Origin of the sequence: Corynebacterium glutamicum ATCC 13032 (assembly GCF_000011325.1) — a bacterium.
GTDB classification, from domain to species: Bacteria; Actinomycetota; Actinomycetes; order Mycobacteriales; family Mycobacteriaceae; genus Corynebacterium; species Corynebacterium glutamicum.
On record NC_003450.3, the window covers coordinates 162356 to 176293 of the forward strand.

Below are 13938 nucleotides of genomic sequence, written 5' to 3' on the forward strand. Positions count from 1 at the left end.
TTTCGGCCCGGGCGCTCGAAAACCGTGATAGACACAATGAACCGAGCAAATCCGCCAGGAAATAAATTAAGTAAGGAATATCCATGAGTGAAACCCAGTCGAATTCAGTGTCAGCGGTAATGCCTGCGCAGCTCCCTCCAGGGCCTGCCGAGCGTACTGTGTACTCCTACGGTGTTCGCGCAGGGGATCAGTTGCACATTTCAGGAATGGTGGCTTTTGATTCTGACGCGAATATTGTCGGCGAAGGGGACATTGAGGCGCAGGCTGAACAAGTCTTTAAGAACCTGCAAGCAGTAGTCGAGGAGGCAGGAGGAACGATCAACAACATTGTTTCCACCACTACTTATCTTGCCGATGTCACCGATGCTCCCGTTGTTAACGCTGCTCGCTCCCGCTATTTCACCGGAGAAGTATTGCCCACCCACACCGTAATTGGAGTTGCTGCTCTTGCTCGGCCACAGTTTCTAGTCGAGATCTCAGCGGTGGCCTATTTGGGGGACCTTTCAAAAGACTAGATACATGATTATTTTTGCATTAACCCCAGGTAGGGGCATTGTCGCAAAGCCCAACTACAGCAAGGTGCGTACGCTGGTGGCCAACTGAATACGTTTGAGGAGAAGGTTTTCTATGAGTGGCACCGCCATCATGTACGACACGACAGTTGTTCCATCGAAGAAAGAAATCGCGCAGGCTTGGACTGGTTATGTGGATCTTCAGGGAAGCTACCGCCTGGTAGATACGGTGGATGGGGAAGTTGGCGTTGAGGTGCTGATTTCCAAGGATCGGGAGGGGCGTTTACTCCAGATTCCGTTTAGTTATCGTTCGGCAGAGATTAACCCAGAGCAGACACTTTCCACATTGGAGCATGGTGTGTTGGGCAAGCGTTGGGTGACTAATGCGTTGGGTGACCCGGTGGCAGTGCGGGAGTTTATTCGCACTATTTTGACGGGCGATGATGGTGCAGCTCGTAGCGATGGCGTGAAGGGCTATCTGGATATTAAAGGTTCCGGCGATGCTGAGTCGGTGGATTTACAGGATGTAAAGCTTACTGAGGTTACAAGGCAGCGTGCGATTGGTTCGGTAACCATCAACGGTGAGCGAAAGCAATTCTCGCTGCGGTTGCCTCAGTTGCTGAAGAATTTCAGGGAGACAGCGGCGGGCCATACAGCTACGACTCTTCGTATTGTGGCGACTCATCCGGAAAAGGACGATGTTGAGCTGCTGGTCGCTGAGTTCAACTGGATGGAATAATCCGAGACAGCTCCTGAAAGCTAAAAAGCCCTCGCCCCGAAATCCATCGGCGCGAGGGCTTTTCAATACCAACTAACAACTACCAGATAGCTAGGCGCTCTTCTGGCTTGATGTACACAGGTGCATCTTCGGGGACGTCGAATGCTTCGTAGAATTCAGCGACGTTTCCGGCGATGACATTGCAGCGGAATTCTGCAGGGGAGTGTGGGTCGATGGCCAGGTATTGGACGGCCATCTGTGGGCGGATTTTGGTGCGCCACACGCGAGCCCAGGACAGGAAGAGGCGTTGGAGACCGTTGAATTCTTGCTCGGCCAGGCCTTCCTCGGCGCCTTCTGCTTCGAATTTTTGGACTGGTGAGGTTTCAAAGGTTTGGCCACGGTCTGCGAGGTACTTTTCGTAGGCAACGACAGCGATGCCCAATCCGCCGAGGTCACCGATGTTTTCGCCGAGAGTGAATTCACCGTTGACGCCGTCGGTGTCGATTCCTTCAGAGGTCAGGACGGCAGGGACGAGTCCGCTGAATTGGGTGACCAGACGTGAGGTGAGCTGCTCGAATGCGGAGCGGTCTTCGTCGGTCCACCAGGAGTTGAGGTTGCCGTCGCCGTCGTATTGGCTGCCTTGATCGTCAAAGCCGTGGCCGATTTCGTGTCCGATCACAGCACCGATTGCACCGAAGTTTTCTGCGGCTTCTGCTTCGGGGTCGAAGAATGGTGCGCGCAGGATGGCTGCGGGGAAGGTGATGTCGTTGACCACGGGGTTGTAGAAGGCGTTGACGGTTTGTGGGGTGGTGACCCATTCGTCGCGGTCGGCTGGTTTGCCGATCTTGCCCAGCTCATAGTCATGGAGGAACGCGGAGCCCTTGCGGGAGTTGTCCACCAGGTCGGAGCCGAATTCGAGGCCTTCGTAGGAGCGCCACTTGTCGGGGTAGCCGATTTTCGCGTTGAATTTGCCCAACTTTTCCAGGGCACGCTCGCGGGTGGCGGGCGTCATCCATTCGAGGTTGGAAATGCGATCACGGTAGGCGGCAACCAGGTAGTCGACGAGCTCAAGCATGTGCTCCTTGGAGCTTGCAGGAAAATGCCTTTCGACGAATCGTTGCCCGATTTCCTCGCCCACCATGCGCTCTGCCAGGCCGACAGCACGCTTCCATCGATCTTTTTGCTCGGTGGCGCCGGACAGTTTGGTGCCATAGAAGTCGAAGTTTGCTTGGCTAATTTCCTCGGTCAACAGTCCTGCTCGAGACCTCAAGATGTGCCAGGTTGCCCATAGCTGCCAATCGGGGAGGCGGTCGTCGACAAGCAAGCCGTTGAGGTGGTCGAGGTATGACGGCATCATCGATACCAGGCGCTGGTCCGGGAGGCCTGCGGAACTGAGCAGCGTGCGGACCTTTGGTGGCAGCGCGCCGAGTTCGGTGGGGTTGTAGGTGGCTACGGCGTCGCGGGTCTTCACGACATCCCAGTGGCCAGCAGCGATTTCCGTTTCCAGGGCGACAATTCGTGCGGCAGCGGAAGCAGCCGACAGACCGAAGAGGCGGCTGTTATCCAAGTAGCCGAGCATGCGCTCAACGTGCTCTTTGTAGGCCGCGAGAGTTTCGGCGTGTGCCTCCTCGCGGTAATAAGCCTCATCGGGCAGGCCGAGGCCGGACTGGATGACATAGGCGACGGATTCGTTGGAGGAAGAATCCTTCTCCACCCAGAAACCTACTGGCGCGCCAACGCCTTCACGGTCCAGTTCGCCGAGAGCAGCTGCGAAAAACGATGAGTTAGCAACAGACAGCCTGTTCAGATCCGCATCGAGCGGTGCAACACCAGCAGCGTTGATGGCGTCAGTATCCATAAATGAGGCATAAAGTGTGCCTGCGCGTCCAGTGTCTTCCTTGACGATCTCATGGACGTCTTCTTCAGCATCATCGCGCAGCTTGTGGAACGTGCCGTCCACCGCGCGATCGTCGGGAATGATGTGGGTGTCAAGCCACAGGCCATTGACAAAGCGATAAAGATCCTTCATGTGGCCTACTCTAGGGGATTTACCGCCACAGGGTTTGTGGTTGGTGCCACAAGTGGGTTGAGCGTTGGGGATCATGTCCACCCCAGAAGGTAGCCTGTCAGTGTGAGCGTAATCGAGGGCAAGTACCAGCTGAAACCTCAAGGCCGAGGTGGCCTGTGGTGGTCAATCGTGGGTGTGGCAGTTGTTTTGTTGCTGCTTCCAACGTTGATCAACCTGGTGGTTCCGGATAAAGCCAATGACTACAAGCAGCTAGAAATCGATCTTCTGGGTGTGGATTGGTCAGTGCCAATCACCACGGAGGAATCCGCTGCGGTGCTGTGTGAGGAAACATCTGATGAAATCACACAGAAGTATTGGGACTGCAACGGGGACACCACGGTGGTGACCATGATCGTCGAGGGCGTGAAAGATCCGTCCAATACGTTGCGTCGCATGGTGGGTTCATCGCTGATAACCAGTGTGGATGACAGCCTAGAGGCAGTATCTAGCGAAGATGGCCGTGCGCATGCGTTGTATGTGCCAGGTCAGCAAGAAGGATCTTTGTGGACGCTGCCTATCGTGGCACTGAGCGTGCAGGGTTCGGGTGATTATGAAGACCTCACAGCGATCGCAATTATCAACGGCACCTCGTTGGATTATTACAGCACCCACATTTGGTCCAGCATGGCCGCTGACCGCGGGTTGCCGTACCAGCAGGACTTCCCCCTGATGCTGGAAGAGGAGCCATGGCAAGACACCCCCGGCGGGGATCGTCCCTTCGAGCTGCCCAATGATTTCTTTGATCAGTACCCCGATCTTTTTGGCCCAGGCTCCGTCATTCCCAACCTTGAAGGAGAATCCCTATGAGTCGCATGTTTAGCATCACCTTGTGGGTTGCCATCCTCCTCTCAACCCCGGCGCTGTTTTTGAGCTTGGCCACGTTCATCTTCGTGGATGGCATCTCTGTCCTCGTGAATATAGTGTTCGCGGTGCTCTACTTGGTAGTCATTGTTTTCCTGTTAAGTCGCACCCCGCTGTGGCCACGTTTTAAAGGCTCCGGCAGCAAGAAGGGAGGCGGATTCGCGTGGGCGGCGTCATCATTGTTGTGGGGCGCGTTCGTTGGTTTCGGCATCGTCATGTTGTTTGCCGGTCCGGTCATGGATCTCACGGACAAACTCGGCTGGGATTTCGTTGCCATGAGTTTCACCGGAGCGTATCCAGAAGAAATCGCCAAAGCGTTAGGCGTTGCCATCATCTTGTTGAGCTTCCGCCAACTCAACCGTCCGTGGCATGGATTTATCACCGGCGCGCTAGTGGGCTTAGGTTTTGAGGTCAACGAAAACCTCCTCTATGGCGCCACCGGTGCAATCATGGACCCCAACGCTGACCTCGACGGCGTCCTTATGATGTGGCAATACCGCACCATGTTGGGCCCACTCATCCATACGTTGCTCACCGGATTCGCAGGTTACGGCATCGCGTTGGCATTCTTCCGCGCACGAAAAACAGTCGCCTGGCGCTGGGGCGTGGCGATCGGTTGGACTCTCATCGCCTTCGCACTGCATTTTTCATGGAACCTGATGTGGGAAAACGTAATCGGTTCCTATGTCACCATCATCGTGGTCAGCGTTGTCATGTACGGTCTGGCTATCTACATCCTCTGGAGTAATTGGGCCGAAGCCCGCAACGACTCCAGCTACGCTTTCGTCCCGGGAATCATCACAAACACCAAAGATTTATCGCTTCTTGACGCCCCCATTCCAGTAGGCGCTGAGGTTCCCGAGTCGCGCATTCCCCAACAGATAGAGGAACCCAAGGCGGAGAACTAGCTTTCACTCGCTCTCCATCCGCTGGACCAAACCAGGTGACCGAAGATCCCATTTTCTTAAGTGGGTCGGTCACCTGGTTTGGTTTTACAGTCTAGAAACCAGCCCATGTGACCGAAAATCCAAAGAACCCCACTCCGTTGGCCGTATGGTCTGGTCGGGGCACCTTCACGTAAAAAACTTGCACTCAAACCCTGGGAACTCGACCTCACAGAATCGCTTCTAAGGGCCTTTCAGGGTGTCATCGATACCAATGCTCGTTTGAGAAACTCGACGCCTTGGAGCGCTGCTGCATATCCAGACCAAAGACCCTGAAATTCAGCATCCGTTTGGTCTGATAGAGCAGTTTTCCAGCCTTGAAAATGCCATATCAGACCAAGAGCTCCAGTTCAGAAGGGCTCTTTGGTTTATTTCTTACCTGGCCACCAGAGTGGTTTCAAAGTTGTACATATCTGGGCGGTAGCAGTGGCTTCCCAACTCGATTACTTGGCCGGAATTATCCAATGCAACGCGTTCGACGGTGAGAAGTGGTCCGCCGTCTTCGATGTCGAGGAGGGTGCTTTCTTCACCGACTGCTCGGCGCGCACCGATTTTCTGGTTGGCGATTTTTAAGACAACACCTCGGCTGCGCAGCGCATCGTAGAGTCCACCCTTTTCTAGTTCGTCGAGGGAGACGTCGTTGAACGCTGGGGGGAGGTAGTTTTCCAGGATCGCTACGGGGATGTCTCCGGTGGAGCGGAGGCGGCGGATGAGGAGGACTTCGTCACCTGCGGAAACTCCGAGTTTTTCTGCGATGGCGGAACTTGCTGCAAGGAGGCGGTGCTCGAGGACTCGGGTTTTGGGGTCCAGGTTGGCGTTTTTGAGGTCGTTGAAGAAACTGGTCAGTTCGACTGGGCGGGTGACGTGGCTTTGGACGACCTGGGTGCCAACACCGCGGCGGCGAACTAAGAGGCCTTTGTCTACGACTTCTTGGATGGCGCGTCGGACGGTGGGGCGGGATACGTTGAGGTGTTTCGCCACGGAGATCTCGTTTTCTAGGCGTGCTCCGGGTGGGAGGACTCCGCTGCGGATGCCGTCTTCGAGGCGTTGGGCTACTTGGAAGTAGAGGGGGATTGGTCCGTTGCGGTCGAGGTCTTCGAAGAGTTCGGCTGGCCAAATGGGAGCTTCGGTGGTCATGATGTCTCCTTTCGTTGCCCACCCAACAAGCTCATGTAAATGTGTTAGGACATTTGAACAATGTAACTGAGTTGCGGGTGGTGGTCTTGGTAAATCCGTGTTCATGCAGGACTTTTGTGTCATCCAGGGCTTTTATTGATCTGACATTATCACTTGCATTAGGGAATGAGTAGCGAAACTTAGTGAAAAGGGCAGAGTTTGCAGGTCATAACGTGCAACTTTGTTAACCCCGCACCTTCCAAAGCGAGGGGGTTTTCGTCGACAAGCAAAATCTTTGAATGAAAACCGGGGCGTTGCCCTGGGGTTTTGCGCGTTTTCGGGAATCGTTTTAGAAAATTTTCGGAAATGTATTGCTTTGTCAGGACAATGTGTTATTGTCATGACATGCGATCGTGAGGGTCGCCACATTCCATCAAAAATGAGTGAAGGGTTGCATCGCCACATGACTAACTTGACGAGCACTCACGAAGTCCTAGCTATCGGCCGCTTGGGCGTAGATATTTACCCACTTCAAAGTGGAGTAGGACTGGCCGATGTTCAATCTTTCGGCAAGTACCTCGGCGGAAGCGCAGCAAACGTTTCTGTTGCAGCCGCCCGCCATGGACACAATTCCGCACTGCTGTCCCGTGTGGGAAATGATCCTTTCGGCGAGTACCTGCTTGCTGAGCTGGAGCGTTTGGGCGTGGACAACCAGTACGTTGCCACCGATCAGACTTTTAAGACCCCAGTGACCTTCTGTGAAATTTTCCCACCGGATGATTTCCCACTGTACTTCTACCGCGAACCAAAGGCTCCGGATCTCAATATTGAATCCGCAGACGTCAGCCTGGACGATGTGCGCGAAGCCGATATTTTGTGGTTCACACTCACTGGTTTCAGTGAAGAGCCAAGCCGCGGCACACACCGCGAGATCTTGACTACTCGTGCGAACCGTCGCCACACCATCTTTGATCTGGACTACCGACCAATGTTCTGGGAATCCCCAGAAGAGGCCACCAAGCAGGCGGAATGGGCGTTGCAGCATTCCACGGTGGCGGTTGGCAACAAGGAAGAATGCGAAATCGCAGTGGGCGAGACCGAGCCAGAGCGCGCGGGCCGAGCACTGTTGGAACGCGGTGTGGAGTTGGCCATCGTCAAGCAGGGACCTAAGGGTGTCATGGCGATGACCAAGGACGAAACCGTAGAAGTTCCTCCGTTCTTCGTCGATGTCATCAACGGTCTTGGTGCCGGCGATGCATTCGGCGGCGCGCTGTGCCACGGTCTGCTCTCTGAATGGCCGTTGGAAAAGGTTCTCCGTTTTGCCAACACCGCGGGTGCGCTTGTGGCGTCCCGTCTTGAATGCTCCACCGCAATGCCTACTACCGATGAGGTGGAAGCCTCCCTCAACCAGAAAGTCTGATATGACTCCTCCGATTATCTCCCCAGAGAGCTTTGAAGCCCTAAGGCGGATGCGTGCGGCTGAACCCACGATGGTGGCGGAACGTTTCAAGCAGCGCCGTAAGCGTGAACTGCTCGGTGAGGACGGCAAGCTGTTTATCGTGGCTGCCGACCACCCAGCGCGCGGCGCACTTGCTGTTGGCGACAATGAAACCGCCATGGCTAACCGCTATGAACTGCTCGAACGCATGGCTATCGCACTGTCTCGCCCGGGTGTGGATGGTGTGCTGGGAACTCCAGACATCATTGATGATCTGGCGGCGCTCGGACTGCTCGATGACAAGATCGTGGTTGGCTCCATGAACCGTGGTGGCCTGCGTGGCGCTTCCTTTGAAATGGATGATCGCTACACCGGCTACAACGTGTCCTCCATGGTTGATCGTGGCGTGGATTTCGCGAAAACCCTAGTGCGCATCAACTTGAGCGACGCCGGAACCGCCCCGACCTTGGAAGCCACCGCGCATGCAGTCAATGAGGCTGCAGCAGCACAGCTGCCCATCATGCTCGAGCCGTTCATGAGTAACTGGGTAAACGGCAAGGTGGTCAATGATCTTTCCACCGATGCAGTTATCCAATCTGTCGCCATTGCTGCTGGTCTGGGCAATGATTCTTCCTATACCTGGATGAAGCTTCCAGTGGTGGAGGAGATGGAGCGCGTCATGGAATCCACCACCATGCCAACCCTGTTGTTGGGCGGCGAAGGCGGCAACGATCCAGATGCCACCTTCGCATCCTGGGAGCATGCACTCACCCTGCCGGGTGTGCGTGGCCTGACCGTGGGACGCACTCTGCTGTATCCGCAAGACGGCGATGTCGCCGCCGCTGTTGATACCGCAGCGCGACTTGTTCACACAGATATTCAACAATTCACTTCGCAGAGCATTTAAGGAATTTACACACATGTCTGAACCACAAACCATCTCGCACTGGATTGACGGCGCGATTTCCCCATCCACTTCCGGCAAGACCGCTCCTGTCTACAATCCTGCAACTGGCCAGGTCACCGCCAATGTTGCGCTGGCTAGCCAGGAAGAGATCGATGCCACCATCGCTTCTGCCACCAAGGCTGCTAAGACGTGGGGCAACCTGTCTATCGCTAAGCGCCAAGCTGTGCTTTTCAACTTCCGTGAGCTGCTGAATGCTCGCAAGGGTGAGCTGGCGGAGATCATCACTGCAGAGCACGGCAAGGTCTTGTCCGATGCCATGGGTGAAATCCTGCGCGGCCAGGAAGTCGTGGAGCTTGCTACCGGTTTCCCACACCTGCTTAAAGGTGCGTTCAACGAGAACGTCTCCACCGGCATTGATGTGTATTCCTTGAAGCAGCCACTGGGTGTTGTCGGTATCATCAGCCCGTTCAACTTCCCTGCGATGGTGCCGATGTGGTTTTTCCCAATCGCAATCGCTGCAGGCAACGCAGTTATTTTGAAGCCTTCAGAGAAGGATCCTTCGGCAGCGCTGTGGATGGCTCAGATCTGGAAGGAAGCTGGTCTTCCAGACGGCGTATTCAACGTGCTCCAGGGCGACAAGCTGGCTGTTGATGGTTTGCTGAACAGCCCTGATGTCTCTGCGATTTCCTTCGTGGGTTCCACCCCAATCGCAAAGTACATCTACGAGACTTCCGCGAAGAACGGCAAGCGCGTCCAGGCGTTGGGCGGCGCGAAGAACCACATGCTGGTGCTGCCAGATGCTGATCTGGATCTGGTTGCCGATCAGGCAATCAACGCAGGTTACGGCGCTGCCGGTGAGCGTTGCATGGCTGTTTCTGTGGTCTTGGCTATTGAATCTGTTGCCGACGAGCTCATTGAGAAGATCAAGGAGCGCATCGACACCCTGCGCATCGGCAACGGTGCCGGCGACGAGCAGGGCGAGCCGCACCTGGGCCCACTAATCACCGACGTCCACCGCGACAAGGTCGCTTCTTATGTCGACATCGCTGAGGCCGACGGCGCCAAGATCATCGTGGACGGGCGTAACTGCGCCGTAGACGGGCACGAGGAGGGCTTCTTCTTCGGCCCTACGCTTATCGACGACATCCCACTCACGTCCCGCGCCTACACCGAAGAAATCTTCGGCCCGGTCCTCTCTGTCGTTCGTGTCGCATCCTTCGACGAGGCAATTGAGCTGATCAACTCCGGTGAATTCGGCAACGGAACCGCAATCTTCACCAACGATGGTGGAGCGGCACGCCGCTTCCAGCATGAGATCGAAGTGGGCATGATCGGCATCAACGTACCAATCCCAGTGCCTGTTGCGTACCACTCCTTCGGTGGTTGGAAGAACTCCCTCTTCGGTGACGCCAAGGCATATGGCACTCAAGGTTTTGATTTCTTCACCAGGGAAAAGGCGATCACCAGCCGTTGGCTCGACCCAGCAACCCACGGTGGCATTAACCTCGGTTTCCCACAGAACGATTAATTGAAGGAGAGCACAGGACTATGCGTTGGTTCCATAAGAAGGGCGAACTGGCCCGAGATGGTTGGCAAAGCGTTGTCGATGCCACCACCCCAGGTTGGGAATATACCGGCATCCGCATTGCCGAACTGGGCAGTGGTGAATCGCTTGAACTGAATGACACTGGTGTGGAACGCATCTTCATTCCACTTCAGGGCAGCTTCGATGTTGCCCACCATGGTCAGGTGACCCATCTTCACGGAAGAAAGTCAGTCTTTGATGGACCAACCGATGTGCTCTACCTCCCCACTGGACAAACAGCAACGCTCAGTGGTCAGGGACGAGTCGCCGTGGCGGAAGCTCCCACTCAGGAACCCAAGGAGTGGAAGTACATCGCTCCAGCAGAAACTCCTGTGGAGTTGCGTGGAGCTGGCCGCTCGAGCCGACAAGTCCACAACTTTGGCACCCCGGAAGCTCTCGATGCTGCTCGACTAATCGTGTGTGAAGTAATCACCCCAGGTGAAAACTGGAGCTCTTACCCTCCACACAAGCATGATGAGCACATCCCAGGACACGAGTCCAAGCTGGAGGAAATCTACTACTTCGAAAGCGCCCCATCGCGAGTTGGTGGCAGGGCCGAAGCAGCAGAAGGAGCTTTCGGAATGTTTTCCACCTACTCCTCACCAGCGGGGGAGATCGATATCAACGCCATGGTGTACAGCGGCGATATCGCGCTAGTTCCTTTCGGATACCACGGCCCTGCCGTGGCAGCACCTGGCTATGACTTGTACTACCTCAACGTCATGGCAGGACCTGATCCGGAGAGAATCTGGCTGATTAACGATGACCCAGCGCACGCCTGGGTTCGAGATACATGGACCGGGCAAGCATTTGATGATCGCTTGCCATATGAGAACGCAAACAAGGAGGGATAAAATTTCATGGCTGAAACGAAGAGAATGACAGTTAGCCAGGCACTGGTTGAATTCCTTGGTCACCAGTGGACTGTCGACGGCGATATCCGCGAGCGCACCATTCCAGGCATGTTCGGAATTTTCGGACACGGAAACGTTGCTGGCATTGGCCAGGCACTCAAGCAGTACAACGTTGAACAACCTGAGCTCATGCCGTACTACCAGGCTCGTAATGAGCAGGCGATGGTGCACCAGTCTGTTGGATATGCACGCATGCACCGCCGTCGTGGCACATACGCATCTGCCGCATCTGTTGGACCCGGCGCGACCAACCTGTTAACCGGTGCGGCTCTTGCTACCACCAACCGTTTGCCAGCGTTGCTGCTGCCTAGTGATACTTTTGCCACCCGCGTGGCGGATCCAGTGTTGCAGCAGTTGGAGCAGCCATGGGATATCGGGCTGACGGTTAATGATGCTTTCCGCCCTGTGTCTAAGTTCTTTGATCGGGTGCAGCGCCCGGAGCAGTTGTTCTCTATTGCGTTGGCTGCGATGCGTGTGTTGACTGATCCCGCAGAAACCGGTGCGGTCACCATTGCGCTTCCAGAAGATGTGCAGGCTGAAATGCTCGATGTGCCGGTGGAGTTCTTGCAGGATCGTGAGTGGCACATTAGGCGCCCACGTCCAGAGCGTGCTGCGTTGGCTCGTGCGATTGAAGTCATCAAAAACGCTAAGAATCCGATGATCATTGCTGGTGGCGGAGTGTTGTACTCCGATGCGGAAACGCAGCTGCAGGCACTTGTGGAGCAGACTGGCATTCCAGTGGGTACCTCCCAAGCTGGTGGTGGCGTGTTGGCGTGGGATCATGCACAAAACTTAGGTGGTGTGGGTGCCACCGGAACGTTGGCTGCCAACCGCATTGCGGGTGATGCTGATGTGATCATCGGTATCGGTACTCGTTACAGCGATTTCACCACCGCATCTCGCACTGCGTTCCAAAACCCTGATGTCACCTTCATCAACATCAATGTTGCTTCCTTCGATGCTTACAAGCATGGCACTCAGTTGCCTGTGATTGCAGATGCACGCGAGGCAATTGTGGAGCTTGCTGAAGCCCTGCAGGGATTCACCGTGGCAGAGGATTACGCGCAGCGCATCGCGAAGGAAAAGGCTGCGTGGGACGCAGAAGTAGATAAGTCTTTTGCCCCCTCCGGTCTTGCGCTGCCTGGACAGCCGGAGATCATCGGCGCGGTGCAGGCGTCGACAAGCGAAAAAGACGTCATTGTGCAGGCCGCTGGATCCTTGCCTGGTGACCTGCACAAGCTGTGGCGTGTGCGCGATGCGCTGGGCTACCACGTGGAATATGCGTTCTCGTGCATGGGCTATGAAATCGCGGGCGGTATCGGCGCGAAGCGTGGACTTGATGCCGCAGGCGATGACCGCGACGTGGTGATCATGGTTGGTGATGGGTCCTACCTCATGCTCAACACTGAGCTGGTCACGGCCGTGGCAGAAGGTATCAAGGTGATTGTGGTGCTCATCCAAAACCACGGTTATGCCTCCATCGGCCACCTGTCTGAAACTGTCGGTTCGCAGCGTTTTGGTACTTGGTACCGCGAATATGACGCTGAGGCGAAAAACTTCCAGGGCGAGCAGATTCTGCCTGTTGACCTGGCGATGAATGCACGCAGCTACGGCATGGATGTCATTGAAGTGGAACCAAGCGCGAATGCGATCGAGGATCTCAAAGCAGCGATGGCAACCGCGAAGGCTTCGGAGAAATCCACCTTCATCCACATCAACAGCGATCCGTTGATCTACGCACCAGACGGTGCTGGTTGGTGGGACGTGCCGGTGTCGGAGACGTCCACTCTGGATAGCACCAACGCGGCTCGTGAAGATTACCTGAAAAACCAAGCCCTCCAGCGTCCGCTGCTCGGCTAAACCAGTTGGCTAAACCAAAACGTATTTAAGGAGAAACACCATGACCACTTCTGTACCTGCATCCACCAAAGCTTCATCTGTGGCTGGCGAAAACCCAGGCCTGCGCATCGGCACCGCACCTGACTCGTGGGGCGTGTGGTTCCCAGAGGATCCAAAGCAGATCCCTTGGGAGCGTTTCCTCGACGAGGTCGTCAAAGCTGGCTACACCTGGATCGAGCTTGGCCCATACGGCTACCTGCCAACCGATGCCAACCAGCTTGAAGATGAACTGGGCAAGCGCGGCCTGAAGCTGTCCGCTGGCACCGTGTTCACCGGATTCCACAAGGGTGAAGAGCAGTGGAAGCGCGCCTGGGATCAGGCTCTCGACGTTGCTGGTCTTGCTTCCAAGCTGGGTGCTGAGCACCTCGTTGTTATCCCTGACCTGTGGCGCTCCGACGCAACCAGCGAAGTACTGGAAGCTCGCACCCTTGATGATGAGAAGTGGGCAAAGCTTGCCGCCGGTCACGACCGCCTGGGCAAGGCGCTGCTGGAAGAGTTCGGCATGAAGCAGCAGTTCCACTCCCACGCTGACAGCCACATCGGCACCACCCGCGAAGTACTGCGTTTCCTGGAAGAAACCGATGCGCGCTACACCAACCTCTGCCTCGACACCGGCCACTTCGCCTACTACGGCGGCGACAACGTCAAGCTCATTGAGCAGCACCCAGAGCGCATCGGTTACCTGCACCTCAAGCAGGTCGATCCGACTTTGCTTTTCGACGTACTAAAGAACGACACCCCATTTGCCGAAGCCGTAGCCCAAGGCATCATGATCGAACCACCACACGGCATCCCAGACTTGGCCCCAATCATCGAAGCTGTCTCCAAGATCGACTCCGAGATCTTCGCCATCGTGGAACAAGACATGTACGGCTGCGACATCGATTACCCATTCCCAATCGCTGAGCGCACCCGCAAGCACATCTTCGGCTGCACCCACTTCGCACGCGTCAACTAACCACTTAAATCATCTCAA

General features: G+C 55.7%; 12 protein-coding genes. 10 read left to right on the forward strand and 2 right to left on the reverse strand.

Going from position 1 to position 13938, the window contains the following annotated elements; genetic code table 11:
* The first annotated feature begins 83 nt into the window (after positions 1-83).
* Positions 84-515 (forward strand): RidA family protein, encoded by a 432-nt coding sequence (locus CGL_RS00800; RefSeq protein WP_011265478.1) that lies wholly within the window; start codon positions 84-86, stop codon positions 513-515.
* Positions 516-627: 112 nt separating this feature from the next.
* Positions 628-1251, forward strand: a complete 624-nt coding sequence (locus tag CGL_RS00805) for a CG0192 family protein (protein WP_003863725.1) — start codon at positions 628-630, stop codon at positions 1249-1251.
* A gap of 79 nt (positions 1252-1330) precedes the next feature.
* Here CGL_RS00805 and CGL_RS00810 read toward each other — a convergent pair whose 3' ends face one another.
* The gene (locus CGL_RS00810; RefSeq protein ID WP_011013430.1) at positions 1331-3259 is read right to left on the reverse strand and encodes a M13 family metallopeptidase; all 1929 of its coding nucleotides are present in this window, start codon (positions 3257-3259) and stop codon (positions 1331-1333) included.
* 102 nt (positions 3260-3361) lie between these two features.
* On the opposite strand from CGL_RS00810, the gene CGL_RS00815 reads away from it, so the two are divergent.
* Both CGL_RS00815 and CGL_RS00820 read left to right on the forward strand, forming a co-directional pair.
* Positions 3362-4105, forward strand: a complete 744-nt coding sequence (locus CGL_RS00815; protein WP_011013431.1) for a hypothetical protein — start codon at positions 3362-3364, stop codon at positions 4103-4105.
* Entirely contained in the window at positions 4102-5067 is a 966-nt protein-coding gene (locus CGL_RS00820) for a PrsW family intramembrane metalloprotease (RefSeq protein ID WP_011013432.1), read from the forward strand. The genes CGL_RS00815 and CGL_RS00820 overlap by 4 nt, the downstream gene beginning before the upstream one ends.
* Before the next feature lie 411 nt (positions 5068-5478).
* Here the strand turns inward: CGL_RS00820 and iolR are convergent, their stop codons facing one another.
* On the reverse strand, positions 5479-6240 hold the full coding sequence (gene iolR / locus CGL_RS00825; protein WP_003857140.1) for a GntR family transcriptional regulator IolR: 762 nt from the start codon (positions 6238-6240) through the stop codon (positions 5479-5481).
* A 442-nt stretch (positions 6241-6682) separates the two neighbouring features.
* Between iolR and iolC the strand changes: the two genes are divergently transcribed.
* Genes iolC through CGL_RS00855 form a run of 6 tightly spaced genes read left to right on the forward strand, consistent with a single transcriptional unit; the run spans position 6683 to position 13920 of the window.
* Positions 6683-7639, forward strand: a complete 957-nt coding sequence (iolC, locus tag CGL_RS00830; protein WP_003857138.1) for a 5-dehydro-2-deoxygluconokinase — start codon at positions 6683-6685, stop codon at positions 7637-7639.
* A gap of 49 nt (positions 7640-7688) precedes the next feature.
* Positions 7689-8564 (forward strand): class I fructose-bisphosphate aldolase, encoded by an 876-nt coding sequence (locus CGL_RS00835; protein ID WP_003857137.1) that lies wholly within the window; start codon positions 7689-7691, stop codon positions 8562-8564.
* Between the two features lie 13 nt (positions 8565-8577).
* Positions 8578-10092, forward strand: a complete 1515-nt coding sequence (locus tag CGL_RS00840) for a CoA-acylating methylmalonate-semialdehyde dehydrogenase (protein WP_011013433.1) — start codon at positions 8578-8580, stop codon at positions 10090-10092.
* Positions 10093-10112: 20 nt separating this feature from the next.
* Positions 10113-11003, forward strand: a complete 891-nt coding sequence (gene iolB, locus CGL_RS00845) for a 5-deoxy-glucuronate isomerase (RefSeq protein WP_003862468.1) — start codon at positions 10113-10115, stop codon at positions 11001-11003.
* Positions 11004-11009: 6 nt separating this feature from the next.
* The gene (gene iolD / locus CGL_RS00850) at positions 11010-12923 is read left to right on the forward strand and encodes a 3D-(3,5/4)-trihydroxycyclohexane-1,2-dione acylhydrolase (decyclizing) (protein ID WP_011013434.1); all 1914 of its coding nucleotides are present in this window, start codon (positions 11010-11012) and stop codon (positions 12921-12923) included.
* 40 nt (positions 12924-12963) lie between these two features.
* Entirely contained in the window at positions 12964-13920 is a 957-nt protein-coding gene (locus CGL_RS00855) for a sugar phosphate isomerase/epimerase family protein (protein WP_011013435.1), read from the forward strand.
* The last annotated feature ends 18 nt before the right edge of the window (positions 13921-13938 follow it).